This is a genomic window from Xylophilus sp. GW821-FHT01B05 (assembly GCA_038961845.1).
Classification (GTDB): domain Bacteria; phylum Pseudomonadota; class Gammaproteobacteria; order Burkholderiales; family Burkholderiaceae_C; genus Xylophilus.
In genome coordinates, this window is sequence record CP152408.1 from 760211 (window position 1) to 773840 (window position 13630).

A 13630-nucleotide genomic window follows, 5' to 3' on the forward strand; every position below is an offset into this window, starting at 1 on the left:
AACATGGCACGTATTGCTGGCATCAACATCCCGCCGCACAAGCACGCTGAAATTGGCCTGACCGCCATTTTTGGTATCGGTCGCACCCGCGCCCGCAAGATCTGCGAAGCGAGCGGCATTGCTTACTCGAAGAAGATCAAGGATCTGACGGACGCTGATCTCGAGAAGATCCGCGATCAGATCGCGCTCTTCACGATCGAAGGCGATCTGCGTCGCGAAACGACGATGAACATCAAGCGCTTGATGGACATCGGTTGCTATCGCGGCTTCCGTCACCGCCGCGGCCTGCCGATGCGCGGTCAGCGTACCCGTACCAATGCCCGTACCCGCAAGGGTCCGCGCAAGGGTGCAGCGGCTCTGAAGAAATAACCGGGACTGAAAGAGAAACATGGCTAAGTCTCCCGCCAATAACGCTGCGCAGCGCGTTCGCAAGAAGGTCCGGAAGAACGTTTCGGACGGCGTTGCACACGTTCACGCATCGTTCAACAACACCATCATCACGATCACCGATCGCCAGGGCAATGCCCTGTCGTGGGCTTCGTCCGGTGGCCAGGGCTTCAAGGGTTCGCGTAAGTCGACCCCGTTTGCAGCCCAGGTCGCGTCGGAAGTCGCCGGTCGTGCTGCAATCGAACAAGGCATCAAAAACCTGGACGTCGAGATCAAGGGCCCTGGCCCAGGTCGCGAATCCTCGGTTCGTGCTCTGGGCGCGCTGGGTATCCGCATCACCTCGATCTCCGATGTGACGCCGGTTCCGCACAACGGCTGCCGCCCGCAAAAGCGCCGCCGCATCTGAGCCTTCGCGCTCGGGTATCTAGCCTGCGGCTATAATCGCAGGCTTTTTTCCGCTTTCTCATAAGCCCACCGCTAGCCGCATCTGACGGCTAGCTCCCGCATCTTGCATGCGGCAGATGACACAAAGGACGCTCAAGTGGCACGCTACCTCGGCCCCAAGGCCAAACTTTCCCGCCGTGAAGGCACTGACCTGTTCCTGAAGAGCGCCCGTCGCTCGATCGCGGACAAGGCCAAGTTCGACTCCAAGCCCGGCCAGCACGGCCGCACCTCTGGCCAGCGCACGTCCGACTACGGTCTGCAACTGCGCGAAAAGCAGAAGGTCAAGCGCATGTACGGCGTGCTCGAAAAGCAATTCCGCCGTTACTTCGAACAAGCCGACCGCCGCAAGGGCAACACCGGCGCCAACCTGTTGGTCATCCTTGAGTCCCGCCTGGACAACGTGGTGTACCGCATGGGCTTCGGTTCGACCCGTGCTGAAGCGCGCCAACTGGTGTCGCACAAGGCGATCACGGTGAACGGCCAGTCGGTCAACATTGCTTCCTACATGGTCAAGGCCGGTGACGTCGTTGCCGTGCGCGAAAAGTCCAAGAAGCAAAACCGCATTGCCGAAGCGCTGCAACTGGCCCAACAAGTCGGCCTGCCGGCTTGGGTTGAAGTGCAGCTCGACAAGGCAGAAGGCACCTTCAAGAAGGCGCCGGATCGCGACGAATTCGGTGCCGACATCAACGAATCGTTGATCGTCGAACTGTATTCCCGCTAATCCGTTCTGCGCTTCTCCAGCGCGAGGCGCCTCCGGGCGCCTCTTTTCGATTGTTTCACTCCTTGGCGCGCGGGGCACCGCCTGCCAGGGCTTCACAGCCTTACCGGTGTAACGAGCTGGGGGTATTGAGAGGAAGTCCGCATGCAAACCAATCTGCTGAAACCCAAAGCCATCAACGTCGAGCAACTCGGCCAGAACCGCGCCAAAGTCGCGCTGGAGCCGTTCGAGCGTGGCTACGGCCATACGCTGGGCAACGCGATCCGTCGCGTGCTGCTGTCGTCCATGGTGGGCTACGCCGCGACCGAAGTCACGATCGCTGGCGTTCTGCACGAGTACTCGTCGATCGACGGCGTGCAGGAAGATGTCGTCAACATCTTGCTGAACCTGAAGGGCGTGGTGTTCAAGCTCCACAACCGTGACGAAGTGACGCTGTCGCTGCGCAAGGATGGCGAAGGCGTTGTTACCGCCGGCGATATCCAGACGCCGCACGACGTGGAAATCATCAACCCTGATCATGTGATCGCGCACCTGTCGCAAGGCGGCAAGCTCGACATGCAGATCAAGGTGGAGAAGGGCCGTGGCTATGTGCCGGGCACGATGCGCCGTTACGCTGACGAAGCGACCAAGTCCATTGGCCGCATCGTGCTGGACGCCTCGTTCTCGCCGGTCAAGCGCGTGAGCTACACGGTCGAAAGCGCCCGTGTGGAACAACGTACCGACCTGGACAAACTGGTGGTCGAGATCGAAACCAACGGCGCCATCTCTGCAGAAGACGCAGTGCGCGCTTCGGCCAAGATCCTGGTGGAGCAACTGGCAGTGTTCGCACAGCTGGAAGGCGGCGAACTCGCAGCCTTCGATGCACCGGCACCGCGCGGTGGCAACACGCCGTTCGATCCGATCCTGCTGCGCCCGGTTGATGAGCTGGAACTGACGGTGCGTTCGGCTAACTGCCTGAAGGCCGAAAACATCTACTACATCGGTGATCTGATTCAGCGCACCGAGAACGAGCTGCTCAAGACCCCGAACCTGGGTCGCAAGTCGCTCAACGAAATCAAGGAAGTGCTGGCATCTCGCGGCCTGACGCTTGGCATGAAGCTGGAAAGCTGGCCGCCGGCAGGTCTCGACAAGCGCTGATAGAATTTCGTCCCTCGCGTTTTGCGATGGACGAGTGCCACGGGCAGTACCTGATCCGGCTGCCTGTTTTTATAAAGAAGGAAAAGCACCATGCGCCACGGACACGGTCTCCGTAAACTCAACCGCACCAGCTCGCACCGCCTTGCGATGCTGCAGAACATGATGAATTCGCTCATCGAGCACGAAGCCATCAAGACCACGGTTCCCAAGGCCAAAGAACTGCGTCGCGTCATCGAACCGATGATCACGCTCGCAAAGGAAGACACGCTGGCCAACCGCCGCCTGGCGTTCAACCGCCTGCGTGACCGCGACAGCGTCACCAAGCTGTTCAACGTGCTGGGCCCGCTGTTCAAGGCGCGTCCGGGCGGCTACACCCGTATCCTGAAGATGGGTTTCCGTGTGGGCGACAACGCTCCTATGGCCCTGGTTGAATTGGTCGAACGCACTGCGGCAGAAAATACTTCTGCTGAAGGCGAAAAGGCTGAATAAGCAGGCTATAATTGATCTCTTACCGCGCGATGGAGCAGCCTGGTAGCTCGTTGGGCTCATAACCCAAAGGTCGCAAGTTCAAATCTTGCTCGCGCAACCACTCAATCAGTGGTTCCCATTCAGTGGGGATGCACTGTTAAAAAGCCTACGATTTATCGTGGGCTTTTTTTTGCCTTGGCGGGATGTGTGCCTCTGCAATAGGGCCTTAAAGACGGGGTTTCGCGCTCATCGTCTATCGTGCAGCCCATGCCTTTCTTCTCTTCCATGCGTGTCCTGCTGTGCTTGCTGATGCTGTCGTTGGCAGCGTGTGCGCCGGTGGAGGTAGTGCATACGCCGGCTGCGCCGCAATGCAGTGCAACGGCGCAATCGGTACCGACTGATCCGCGTGTTGTCACGCTGGTCGCTGAGGCGCGACGGCAGCAGCAGTTGTTTGGCGGCCAGACCATTGATGTTGAAGGGCATTTGGTGCGCTCTGGCTTCTATGAGGCGGAGGCTGATCGTGCGCCGGGGGAAAGTACGCTGACCTGGCAGCGGGTGCTGGGCTTTTGGCGCTCGCTGGACCCGGACAAGCCGCGTGAAGTGCGCGGGCCGGATGGTCGTTTTGTCTCCATTGCGGCGCTGCTGGACAGGCTGCCCGCAGAGGGCGAGCAACGCGCGGCGCTGACAGCGTCGGTGCAGCGGGCGGCCTTGATCGATAACCCTTGGTCGGCGGCCTTCATCAGTTATCTGGAGAAAACGGCGGGCTTAAGCGAGGCGGAGTTTGCGTTTTCAGATGCGCACCATGTGTATGTGGCGCAGGCCTTCCGCGTCACCGAAGCGGAGCGGGCGGGCGCGCAGGCTGATGGTGGCGCCTACCGCGCCTGCGACATTGCAAGCACCACGCCGCGTGCGGGCGACCTGATCTGCCACACGCGCGGCGCGGGTGCCGGACTGGATCGCTTCCAGGCTTTGGGCGCAGTGCTGGCGGCACAGCGGGCGCTGCCCATGCACTGTGATCTGGTGGTGGCGGTGGATCGCGAGAGCGGCCTGCTGCAGAGCATTGGCGGCAATGTGCTGCAGTCGGTGACGCTACGGCAAATGGCGCTGGATGCAGGGCCTGCGCCGACGCTTAGCCGGCGTTATTTCACGTGGCAGGCGGATGCTGACGATGCCGCTTGCGCGGAGGATGGCGCTTGCGCTACGCAGGGCAATTTCAACCGCCAGCCCTGGAGCGTGTTGCTGCAGTGGCGGCGATAGATTTCAGAGCGGTGCCACCTCGACCAGGCAGTCGTAGAAGGTAGGCGCGCGGCCCAGATCGGTCAGGCGCTGGCTGGTGAGCTCGTTGACGTTGGTGCCAGCCAGGCCGGACTTGCGCCACCAGATGCCAAGGCCATGCACTACACCGGCGCGGGCGCGCGGGCTGACCTCGGCCTTGCAGCGGTATTCACCGCGCGCGTTGAAGACGCGCACCACGGCGCCAGTCGTGATGCCGCGCGCGTCGGCGTCGGCGGCGTTGATCTCCAGCACCGGTTCGCGCTCGATGTCGCGCAGGCTCTTCACGTTGACGAAGGTGGAGTTGAGGAAGTTGCGCGCCGGCGGCGAGATCATGGCCAGCGGGTAGGGCGAGCCGGCCTCGGCCACTTCGTAGTTGGGCAGGTGATCGGGCAGGCCATCCTGGCCTTGCGCGGCCAGGCGCTCGCTGAAGAACTCGCAGCGCCCGGAGGGCGTGGGGAAGCCGCCTTGGGCGAAGGGGGCCTCGGGCAGGCCGAGTGGCGCAAAGCCGTCTTGCAGCAGGCGCTCGAAGTCGACCTGCTCGCCATAGGCCTGGCGGCACAGGGTCTGGTCGTCGTCGCGGAAGCAATCCTCATCAAAACCCATGCGCTCGGCCAGGGCGCGGAACACGGCGGTGTTGGGGCGTGATTGGCCCAAGGGCGCGATGGCCGGGCGGTTCAGCAGCACGTCGGTGTGGCCGTAGGCGATCTGTATGTCCCAGTGCTCGAGCTGGGTGGTGGCGGGCAGCAGGTAGTCGGCATAGTCGGCGGTGTCGGTCTGGAAGTGTTCCAGCACTACGGTGAACAGGTCTTCACGCGCGAAGCCGGCGGCGACCTTGGCCGACTCTGGGGCGACCGCCACCGGATTGCTGTTGTAGACCACTACCGCTTCGATGCGCGGGCCGAAGGCCGGCGAGGCCTCGCGCAGCAGTTCGTCGCCTATGGTCGACATATTGATGGTGCGCGGCCTGCGCCCGGCCAGCAGGTCAGGCCGCTGCAGGGCAGCGCGCTGTACCGGGAAGGAGCCGGAGCTGCTCAGCAACACACCGCCGGCGCGATGCCGCCAGGCGCCAACCAAGGCAGGCAGGCTGGCGATGACGCGAGTGGCGTTGCCGCCGCCGCGCACGCGCTGCATACCGTAGTTGAGGCGGATGGCGGCCGGCTGGGTGGTGCCGTAGGCTCGGGCCAGCTCGCGGATCTGTTCTTCTGGCACGCCACACACGGCGGCGGCGCGGGCCGGTGGCCATTGCAGGGCGCGCTCGCGCAGCGCGGGCCAGCCGAGCGTGTAGCGCTCCAGGTAGTCGTGGTCCAGCCAGTCGTGGACGATGCATTCGTGCATGAGTGCAAAGGCCAACGCCGCGTCGGTGCCGGGCAGCAGGGCCACGTGCTCGTGGCATTTGTCGGCGGTTTCGGTGCGGCGTGGGTCTATGCAGACCAGGCGCGCGCCGTTGCGCTTGGCCTCCAACGCCAGGCGCCAGAAGTGCAGGTTGCTGCCGATGGAATTGCTGCCCCAGATCAGGATCAGCTTGGCCTCTGCGAAGTGCTGCACGTGCATGCCGACCTTGCCGCCGAGGGTCTGCACCAGGCCTTCGCCGCCGGCCGAGGAGCAGATGGTGCGGTCCAGCAGCGAGGCGCCCAGGCGGTGGAAGAAGCGCCGGTCCATGCTTTCGCTCTGCGCCAGCCCCATGGTGCCGGCGTAGCTGTAGGGCAGGATGGCCTGCGGGTCGCGCGCGGCGATGGTGCCGAGGCGGTGGGCGATGTCGTCCAGCGCTTCATCCCAGCTGACCGGCTCGAAGATACCTGCGCCCTTGGGGCCGGCGCGGCGCATGGGTTGCAGCAGGCGCTCGGGGTGGTAGGTGCGCTCGGGGTACTTGGCGACCTTGGCGCAGAGCACGCCGGCGGTCATCGGATGGGCCGGGTTGCCTTGCACGCGCACGGCGACGCCGTCTTGCACCGTGGTCAGCAGGGAGCAGGTGTCGGGGCAGTCGTGCGGGCAAGCGCCGCGCACCTGGGTGCTGGCGGGCGAGATGGTGGGGGAATCGTGGTCGGGCATGGCCTGTGCTTTCCTGCCAGAAGGGGCTTTACAGCCTCATTACACTGGCTGGTTGAATTCTGAAGGGAGCCGCATGACATTGTCCACTTGGAGCCGCCGCCGGTTTTCCACCGGCCTGATGGCTGGCGGCGCTGTGCTGGCCACCGCCGCCCCTCGCGTGTGGGCGCAGGGCGATACACGCATCGTGCTGGGCCAGTCGGCGTCGCTGACCGGGCCAACGGCGCAATTGGGCCTGCAGTACCAGGCCGGCGCCAAGCTGTGTTTTGACCAGGTCAATGCGCAGGGCGGCGTGGGGCGTCGCACGATTGAGCTGCGCAGCCTGGACGACGGCTACGAGCCCGAGCGCTGTGCGGCCAATACCCGCAAGCTGATCGATGAGGACGCATTGGCCTTGTTTGGCTACGTGGGCACGCCCACCACGCTGGCCGCGCTGCCGCTGGCGAACCAGGCGCGGGTGCCGCTGATTGCACCGTTGACGGGCGCCATGGCGCTGCGCGAGCCCTTTCACCGCAACCTGTTCCACCTGCGCGCCTCGTATGACGACGAGACGGCGCTGATCGTGCGCCAGCTCACCAACCTGGGCCTGACGCGCATAGCGGTGTTTCACCAGAACGATACCTACGGCAAGGCCGGGCTGGACGGTGTGGTGAAGGCGCTGGCGGCGCAGAAGCTGCAGCCCGCTGGCACGGTGACGGTGGAGCGCAACTCCGAGGATGTGAGTGCGGCCGTCAAGCAGTTGTCTGCGGCCTGGCCCGAGGCCGTGGTGCAGGTGGGCACCTATGCCGCCTGTGCGGCCTTTGTGCGGGCGGCGCGCAAGGCGGGCTACGGCGGTACCTTCTACAACGTCTCTTTTGTCGGCACGCAGGCGTTGGCCGACGCGCTGGGCAAGGAGGGCGCGGGCGTGGTCGTGTCGCAGGTGCTGCCTTCGCCCTACAAGACCACGCATGCAGCGGCGCGTGAATTTCTGGAGGCCGTGAAGAAGGGCAGCGGTGTGGCGCCCAACTACTCCAGCTTCGAGGGCTACCTGGCCGCGCGTGTGCTGGTCGAAGGCCTGCGCCGCGCGCGCACGCCCGACCGCGAAGGCCTGATCGCCGGCCTGGAAGGCATTGGCACGGGCACGGTCGCCGGCTTTCCCGTGAGTTTTGGCGTGACCGACCATGTGGCCTCGCATTTCGTCGAGCTATCGATGCTGACGGGCGACGGCAAGGTCCGCGCCTGAAGTGAAACACCCCCAGGCTACGCGCTTCGCGTCTTCGCCAACCTCCTTGCAGGGGACACATCCAGCGGCCCGGCGGAGCCGGTTCCGCGGATGTCTACGCATGGCCTGCTCCGCGGCCTTCTGTGCCTTGGTGTTGTCGGCGCCGCGGGTGGCGCGAGCGCCATGGGCAACTGATCGGAGTACCCCTGTATCGCAGGGGTAGACTGTCCCTTCACAAGGCGCTCCGCCCGCGCGGGGCGCAGCAGGAGATTCCCCCATGACACATCTTGATTCCCTGGTCGCCGACTCGCCCGAGATCGCCGCCATCGTCGACATCCGCCGCGACATCCATGCCCACCCCGAGCTTGGCTTCGAGGAAGTGCGCACCTCTGACCTGGTCGCGCAAAAGCTCACCGAATGGGGCATTCCCGTACACCGTGGCCTGGGCCGCACCGGCGTCGTCGGTGTGCTGCGCGGCGCGCGCGACAGCAGTGGCCGCACGCTGGGCCTGCGCGCCGACATGGACGCGCTGCCGCTGCAAGAGTCCAACACCTTCGCCCACGCCAGCCGCAACCCCGGCCGCATGCACGCCTGCGGCCACGACGGCCACACGGCCATCCTGCTGGCAACCGCGCAGCACCTGGCGCGGCACCGCGACTTCGACGGCACCGTCTACCTGATCTTCCAGCCAGCAGAAGAAGGCGGTGGCGGCGGCCGGGTGATGGTGGAAGAGGGCCTGTTCGAGCAGTTCCCGGCCGAGGCCGTGTTTGGCCTGCACAACTGGCCGGGCATGCAGGCAGGCCAGATCGCGGTCAGCCCCGGGCCGGTGATGGCCTCGGCCAGCGAGTTCAAGATCACCATCCGCGGCAAGGGCTCGCATGCGGCCATGCCGCACCTGGGCATAGACCCGGTGCCGATCGCCTGCCAGATGGTGCAGGCCTTCCAGAACATCATCAGCCGCAACAAGAAGCCGCTGGACGCGGGCGTGATCTCGGTCACCATGATCCACGCCGGCGACGCCACCAACATCGTGCCCAACCAGTGCGTGCTGGAGGGCACGGTGCGCACTTTCTCGCTGGAGCTGCTGGACCTGCTGGAGGCACGCATGCGCCAGGTGGCCGAGCACACCTGTGCCGCTTTTGAGGCGCAGTGCGACTTCGACTTTGCGCGCAACTACCCGCCCACCATCAACCATGCCTACGAGGCGGAGTTCCTGCGCCGCGTGGCGGTCGAGGCGATGGGCGCAGAGAACGTCGTGGTGCAAGAGCCGACCATGGGCGCAGAGGATTTCTCTTTCATGCTGCAGGCGCGCCCCGGCGCCTACGCCTTCCTGGCCAACGGCGACGGTACGCACCGCGACACTGGCCATGGCATGGGGCCGTGCATGCTGCACAACCCGAGCTACGACTTCAACGATGCACTGATCCCGCTGGGGGCGCGTTGCTGGGTGCAATTGGTGCACAGCTGGTTTGCCGAGCCCAAGCGCAACTAAATATCAGTGAAATATGCCTCTAGCCCAGGTGGGGACTGGGCTTTTAGCTATTATTTTTGATTTTCACGGCAAGGCCGCCGTGTACCGCGCCGCAGCGCTCAGGGCGCGCTGAACATCACCCACTGCTGCGTGCCCGAGGCACGGCGCCACAGCGGCCCGGCCGGGCTGCCGGTGGCGGCGGGGCGCCTGGCGGGCGCGCTAGCGGGCGCGGCGTCGCCCGCCAGGTAGCGCTCGCGCAAGGCGAGCACGCGCTCGACGTAGCCGCGCGTTTCCGCATACGGCGGGATGCGCCGGTCGTAGCGCTCCACGGCACCCTCGCCCGCGTTGTAGGCGGCCAGCGCCAACGGGATGTCCTGCCCGAAGCGCTGCAGCAGATAGCGCAGATGGCTGGCGCCGGCCAGCACGTTCTGGCGCGGGTCGTAGGCGTCCTGCACGCCGTACAGCGCGGCGGTGGCCGGCATCAACTGCATCAGGCCCTGGGCGCCCTTGGGCGACACGGCCGTGGCATTGAAGGCCGATTCCGCATGCATGACGGCACGGATCAGCGGTGCGTCCAGCCCGGTGCGCTGGGCCGCGTCCTGCGCCAGCGCGGCGTAGTCGCTGCGCGGCGGGGCCGGGCGTGGTGCGGCGAATGGGGCCGCACCGCGCGGCGCATGCAGGGTGATCAGCTCCACCGCGCCCTCCAGGCGCGAGCGCTGAACCTCTGCCTGCGCTGACAGCGCCAGCGTGGCCAGAACTAGAAGGGCCAGCCGCTGCAGCCTTGTCACTGCCGCACCAGCTCCACACGCCGGTTGGTGGCGCGGCCTGCCGGACTGTCGTTGGGGGCGACCGGTTTGGTCGCGCCAAAGCCCTGGGGCCGCAGCCGTGCGGCGTCGACGCCGGCGGTCTTCAAGGCCTCTACCACGGCGGTGGCGCGGTCTTCCGACAGCTTCTGGTTGTGGGCCTCGCTGCCCGAGGCGTCGGTGTGCCCTTCGATGGTGAAGCGCCAGTCGGCGTGCTTGCGCGCCAGCGCCACGATCTGTGCAATGGCCGGGCGTGCGTCCGGGCGCAGCGTGCTGGCGTCCAGGTCGAAGTTGATGCCGTAGAGGGACACGCGGCCGGCAGCCTCCAATGGCTGGCTCAGGGCGTTGTCGTCGGCCTCGGCGCTGGGCGCGCACTGGGGCTGTGCGCCCAGCGGCACACGGCTGCCGGCGGCTTCCTCCACCGCATCGCCGCGGAACAGCGCCGCATAGACCTGGCTGCCGTCGGGGCTGAAGGACATGATGCCGCGACGCGTCGTGCCGTCGGTGGCCGTGGTGGTGAAGCGCAGCTGGCCGCCGGCCTCGATGCCGCCGGCCAGCGTGCCTTCGATGGCGGCAATGTGCAGGCGCCCGTCGTCACCGCGCTGGGCGTCCAGCACGCAGCCTTGCACTGCGGCGCCCGACTGCTGCAGCACCACGAAGCCGCTGGCGCCAAAGCCGATGGGAAAGCGCAGCGTGCCGCCGATCTGCCGCGCGGGCGGGGGCTCTGCCGGCACGCTGCCATAGGCCATGAACTGCCCGAGGCCGATCTGCGCCTCGCCTGGCGGGTTGTCGTTCTGTAACTGCAGCCGCAGAAAGCGCGCCTGCACCGGTGGGTCGAGCTTGAATTCGGCCTTGAAGCCCGCTTGCTGCGCCGGCAGGGCTTGCTGCAGCACGGTCTTCCAGGGGCCGCTGGCCTGATCGGCGGCCGCCACCTCTACCCGCGTCGGGTTGTGGCGTGCCAGGGCCTCGTCCAGGCCGCGAAAACGCAGCAGATCGAGGGTGGAGCTTTGCGCCAGCGCCACCACGATCTCGTCCCGCGAGCCGTTGCGGGTGTAGCCCAGCGTGTCGCCGGTGAAGGCATTGAGCAGGCCGAACCAGTCGCGGCTGCCGGGCTCGTGGCCCTGCACAAAGGCGCCGCTGTCCACGCCTGCGAGGTTCTGCTGCGCTGCGGCGGGCGGACTGGCGGGCGCGGCAGCAACCGGGGTGGGCGCTGGCTGCGCTGCGGCCGCCGTAACCGGCGGCGCTGCATGTGCGGCAGGCGGCGGTGCACGGTCGCAGGCGGCGAGCGCCAGGCTGGCCAGCGTGGCCAGGGCCAGGCGCTGCAATGGAGATGGGGGGCAGGATGGTCGGTGCAGGGGCATGGGCTTGGGGGGTATCAGGGCTGTTGGCTGCGCAGCAGCAGGTCCAGCCGTTCCAGGTCGGCGCGCACGTCGCGGGCCAGGGTATCGGTGGCTGTCGACGTGGCCGACTGGCGCCGGGCCTCGTCATACAGGCGCAGGTTGCGGGTCAGGCGGTCGCGGGTGTCGGCGATCTCTTCGCGCACCAGGTCGGTGGGAGGCTTGCTGGGTGGGGGCTCGGTGGGTGGGCGGGCTGCGGGCGTGGGATTGCTGGTCGGCGGCGGGGTGGTGGGCGCAGGCCTGCGGGTGGTGATGATCTCGACCTTGTCCGAGGTGCTGACATCCAGCGCCGCCTGGCTGGCCATGGGCGCAAGGCATAGCGCGAGCAGCAGCCATGGCACGCTGCGGGGATGGGGGCTGCGAGACGGTATTGGCAGCATCACGATCCCCGATAGGGCGTTTGCATGCGCACCATGGCGTCGGACTCCAGCGGCAGCCGCCACTCCGTGTCTCCCAGGCCCCCGCTGCCGCAGGGGTTGCTGGAGAACAGGCCGAACACCGCATGGATGGTGCGGTTGGCGAAGGGCACGAACATGCTGTAGCAGTAGCGCACCCGGATCTTCAGCAGGTTGGCATCCTGGATCGACAGGCCGGAGGCGCTGCCGGGGCGCTCGTCGCGGTACATCAGCGTGTCGTTGGGGATCTGGCGGATCGTCTGGCCGGCATAGGTGCCGCGCCGCGCGAAGTCGCGCATGGCGGTGCTGGTGGGGTTGAGCACGTCGATGCGGCTGATCTGGCCGTCGCGGCTCTCGCTGCGGGCCGCCCACTTGGCCTTGGCCAGGCCGGTGGCGTCGGCGGAGCGGGCGAACAGCGGTGTCAGCCCATCGGCCAGGCCGCTGCGCATGGCGTCCATCTGGCCGTAGCCGACCGCGCCCGCGCGCGCGGCCTGCAGCGCTGCGTAGTCGAGCGTGGCCTTGGCCTGGTAGAGCAGGCCGAACTGCAGGATGGCGGTGCAGAGCAGTACCAACACCGGCAGCAGGATCAGGAACTCGGTGGCGCTCTGCCCCCGTGCCCCGCGCGCCAATGCCGTGCGTCGGGCGGCCTTGTTCATGCATGCGCCTCGAAAGTCAGCTCTGCCCCGCGCACGATGCCGTGCAGCGCCATGCCGCCTGCGGGCAGTTCCAGCACGCTGCGTGCCGGCCAGCACCAGCGCATGCGCGCCGGGCGCACGGCCGCATGCGTGGCCAGCACGCGGCCCTGTGCATCGAGAAAGGCAACGTCTATGGCATAGCCCATGGCAAAGGTGTGGATGGAGTTGCAGGGCGCGATCCACAGCGCGCCCAGGCTGCCCTGCGGCCGGCCGAGCAGGCCGCGCATGCGCTCCAGCAGGCGCTGGGCGCGCCAGGCCTCCAGCGGCAGCGGGCGTCCGTCGCAGCGGAGCCGGCCGCCCGTCACAGCAGGCCCTCCTGTATGAACTTCATCACGATGGGGAAGCCCAGCACGATGAAGGTCACGGGGAAGATGAACACCACCAGCGGGAAGATCAGCTTGACCGGGGCTTCCATGGCCTGCTTCTCGGCGCGCTGGAAGCGCTCGCTGCGGCGCTGCTCGGACTGGAAGCGCAGCGTGCTGGCCAGGCCCGAGCCCATGCGTTCGGACTGGATCACCGCGCCCACGAAGTTGGTCACCTCCTTCATGCGCAGCCGGTCGTCCATGCGGCGCAATGCGTCGGCGCGGTTCAGGCCCGATTTCAGGTCGCGCAGCACGTGCTCGAACTCGCGGCGCAGCGGCCCTTCCGGGCCCTTGGCCACGGCGTGCTGCATGGCGCCGGTGATATTGAGGCCGGCCTCCACGCTCATGGTGAGGAAGTCGAGGAACACCGGCAGGTGCCGCACCACCGCATCCACCGTCTTCTTGCGCACGTCGCGCAGCCAGATGCGCGGGTAGTAGAAGCCCAGCAACGTGCCGGCCAGCATGGGCAGGAAGGAGAACGCCGCCAGCGGCAGCATCAGTGCCGCTACCAGCAGACCAAAGAGCAGGGCCGACAGCAGCCGCAGCGCGACAAACTGGCGCGCATTCATCAGGAACAGCATGCCGGTGATGCGCAGCATCTCTTGCGTGGAGTCCAGCAGGCGCTTGGGGAAAAAGCGGCCGAAATGGTGGTCGATGAACTTCACCACGGGCCAGAGTGCGCGCAGTTGGCGCGGCAGCGGGTCGAGGTAGCCGCGGTCTTCCTTGGGTATGGCCTGCGTCAGCCGCGACAGCGACCACCAGAGCATGAAACCCAGGGCGAGCGTGCCAAAGCCAAGCGCGAGGGACACGATGAGCAGGGTGGTGTGCATG

15 protein-coding genes and 1 tRNA gene are annotated in these 13630 nt (G+C 66.6%); 9 read left to right on the forward strand and 7 right to left on the reverse strand.

Features of this window, described 5'->3' with window-relative positions; translation table 11 throughout:
• Positions 1–3 precede the first annotated feature (3 nt).
• From rpsM to AAFF27_03695, 7 genes are all read left to right on the forward strand, one after another.
• On the forward strand, positions 4–369 hold the full coding sequence (gene rpsM / locus AAFF27_03665) for a 30S ribosomal protein S13 (protein XAH24301.1): 366 nt from the start codon (positions 4–6) through the stop codon (positions 367–369).
• Positions 370–388: 19 nt separating this feature from the next.
• The gene (gene rpsK / locus AAFF27_03670; protein XAH24302.1) at positions 389–793 is read left to right on the forward strand and encodes a 30S ribosomal protein S11; all 405 of its coding nucleotides are present in this window, start codon (positions 389–391) and stop codon (positions 791–793) included.
• A gap of 135 nt (positions 794–928) precedes the next feature.
• The gene (rpsD, locus tag AAFF27_03675) at positions 929–1552 is read left to right on the forward strand and encodes a 30S ribosomal protein S4 (GenBank protein ID XAH24303.1); all 624 of its coding nucleotides are present in this window, start codon (positions 929–931) and stop codon (positions 1550–1552) included.
• Positions 1553–1693: 141 nt separating this feature from the next.
• Positions 1694–2686, forward strand: a complete 993-nt coding sequence (rpoA, locus tag AAFF27_03680) for a DNA-directed RNA polymerase subunit alpha (GenBank protein ID XAH24304.1) — start codon at positions 1694–1696, stop codon at positions 2684–2686.
• 90 nt (positions 2687–2776) lie between these two features.
• Positions 2777–3175, forward strand: coding sequence for a 50S ribosomal protein L17 (gene rplQ, locus AAFF27_03685; GenBank protein XAH24305.1), 399 nt, complete (start codon positions 2777–2779; stop codon positions 3173–3175).
• Between the two features lie 23 nt (positions 3176–3198).
• Positions 3199–3275, forward strand: a tRNA-Met gene (locus AAFF27_03690).
• 188 nt (positions 3276–3463) lie between these two features.
• The gene (locus AAFF27_03695; GenBank protein XAH26151.1) at positions 3464–4411 is read left to right on the forward strand and encodes a DUF2272 domain-containing protein; all 948 of its coding nucleotides are present in this window, start codon (positions 3464–3466) and stop codon (positions 4409–4411) included.
• Between the two features lie 3 nt (positions 4412–4414).
• Here the strand turns inward: AAFF27_03695 and AAFF27_03700 are convergent, their stop codons facing one another.
• Complete coding sequence (locus tag AAFF27_03700) at positions 4415–6478, reverse strand: molybdopterin oxidoreductase family protein (protein XAH24306.1); 2064 nt, start codon at positions 6476–6478, stop codon at positions 4415–4417.
• Positions 6479–6551: 73 nt separating this feature from the next.
• On the opposite strand from AAFF27_03700, the gene AAFF27_03705 reads away from it, so the two are divergent.
• A complete protein-coding gene (locus tag AAFF27_03705; GenBank protein ID XAH24307.1) occupies positions 6552–7697 on the forward strand; it encodes an ABC transporter substrate-binding protein in 1146 nt (381 codons plus the stop codon).
• A gap of 256 nt (positions 7698–7953) precedes the next feature.
• Complete coding sequence (locus AAFF27_03710) at positions 7954–9168, forward strand: M20 aminoacylase family protein (protein ID XAH24308.1); 1215 nt, start codon at positions 7954–7956, stop codon at positions 9166–9168.
• Positions 9169–9266: 98 nt separating this feature from the next.
• On the opposite strand, the gene AAFF27_03715 is transcribed toward AAFF27_03710, so the two are convergent.
• Genes AAFF27_03715 through AAFF27_03740 form a run of 6 tightly spaced genes read right to left on the reverse strand, consistent with a single transcriptional unit; the run spans position 9267 to position 13629 of the window.
• Positions 9267–9935: a lytic transglycosylase domain-containing protein gene (locus tag AAFF27_03715; protein ID XAH24309.1), complete on the reverse strand. Its 669-nt coding sequence runs from the start codon at positions 9933–9935 to the stop codon at positions 9267–9269.
• Complete coding sequence (locus tag AAFF27_03720) at positions 9932–11311, reverse strand: OmpA family protein (protein XAH24310.1); 1380 nt, start codon at positions 11309–11311, stop codon at positions 9932–9934. The genes AAFF27_03715 and AAFF27_03720 overlap by 4 nt, the downstream gene beginning before the upstream one ends.
• Positions 11312–11325: 14 nt before the next feature.
• Positions 11326–11688 (reverse strand): hypothetical protein, encoded by a 363-nt coding sequence (locus tag AAFF27_03725; protein XAH24311.1) that lies wholly within the window; start codon positions 11686–11688, stop codon positions 11326–11328.
• Between the two features lie 38 nt (positions 11689–11726).
• Entirely contained in the window at positions 11727–12398 is a 672-nt protein-coding gene (locus AAFF27_03730; protein ID XAH24312.1) for a TadE/TadG family type IV pilus assembly protein, read from the reverse strand.
• Entirely contained in the window at positions 12395–12742 is a 348-nt protein-coding gene (locus AAFF27_03735) for a DUF192 domain-containing protein (protein XAH24313.1), read from the reverse strand. The genes AAFF27_03730 and AAFF27_03735 overlap by 4 nt, the downstream gene beginning before the upstream one ends.
• Positions 12739–13629 carry a type II secretion system F family protein gene (locus tag AAFF27_03740; GenBank protein XAH24314.1) on the reverse strand — a complete coding sequence of 297 codons (891 nt, stop codon included), beginning with the start codon at positions 13627–13629 and terminating at the stop codon, positions 12739–12741. Before AAFF27_03740 ends, AAFF27_03735 begins: the two co-directional genes overlap by 4 nt.
• Position 13630 lies beyond the last annotated feature (1 nt).

Coding starts and splice junctions, on each gene's coding strand:
- AAFF27_03720 (XAH24310.1), bottom strand. CDS start 11,311: ATGCCCCTGCACCGACCATCCTGCCCCCCATCTCCATTGCAGCGCCTG.
- rpsK (XAH24302.1), top strand. CDS start 389: ATGGCTAAGTCTCCCGCCAATAACGCTGCGCAGCGCGTTCGCAAGAAG.
- AAFF27_03695 (XAH26151.1), top strand. CDS start 3,464: ATGCTGTCGTTGGCAGCGTGTGCGCCGGTGGAGGTAGTGCATACGCCG.
- AAFF27_03740 (XAH24314.1), bottom strand. CDS start 13,629: ATGCACACCACCCTGCTCATCGTGTCCCTCGCGCTTGGCTTTGGCACG.
- AAFF27_03730 (XAH24312.1), bottom strand. CDS start 12,398: ATGAACAAGGCCGCCCGACGCACGGCATTGGCGCGCGGGGCACGGGGG.
- rpsM (XAH24301.1), top strand. CDS start 4: ATGGCACGTATTGCTGGCATCAACATCCCGCCGCACAAGCACGCTGAA.
- AAFF27_03705 (XAH24307.1), top strand. CDS start 6,552: ATGACATTGTCCACTTGGAGCCGCCGCCGGTTTTCCACCGGCCTGATG.
- rpoA (XAH24304.1), top strand. CDS start 1,694: ATGCAAACCAATCTGCTGAAACCCAAAGCCATCAACGTCGAGCAACTC.
- AAFF27_03710 (XAH24308.1), top strand. CDS start 7,954: ATGACACATCTTGATTCCCTGGTCGCCGACTCGCCCGAGATCGCCGCC.
- rplQ (XAH24305.1), top strand. CDS start 2,777: ATGCGCCACGGACACGGTCTCCGTAAACTCAACCGCACCAGCTCGCAC.
- AAFF27_03700 (XAH24306.1), bottom strand. CDS start 6,478: ATGCCCGACCACGATTCCCCCACCATCTCGCCCGCCAGCACCCAGGTG.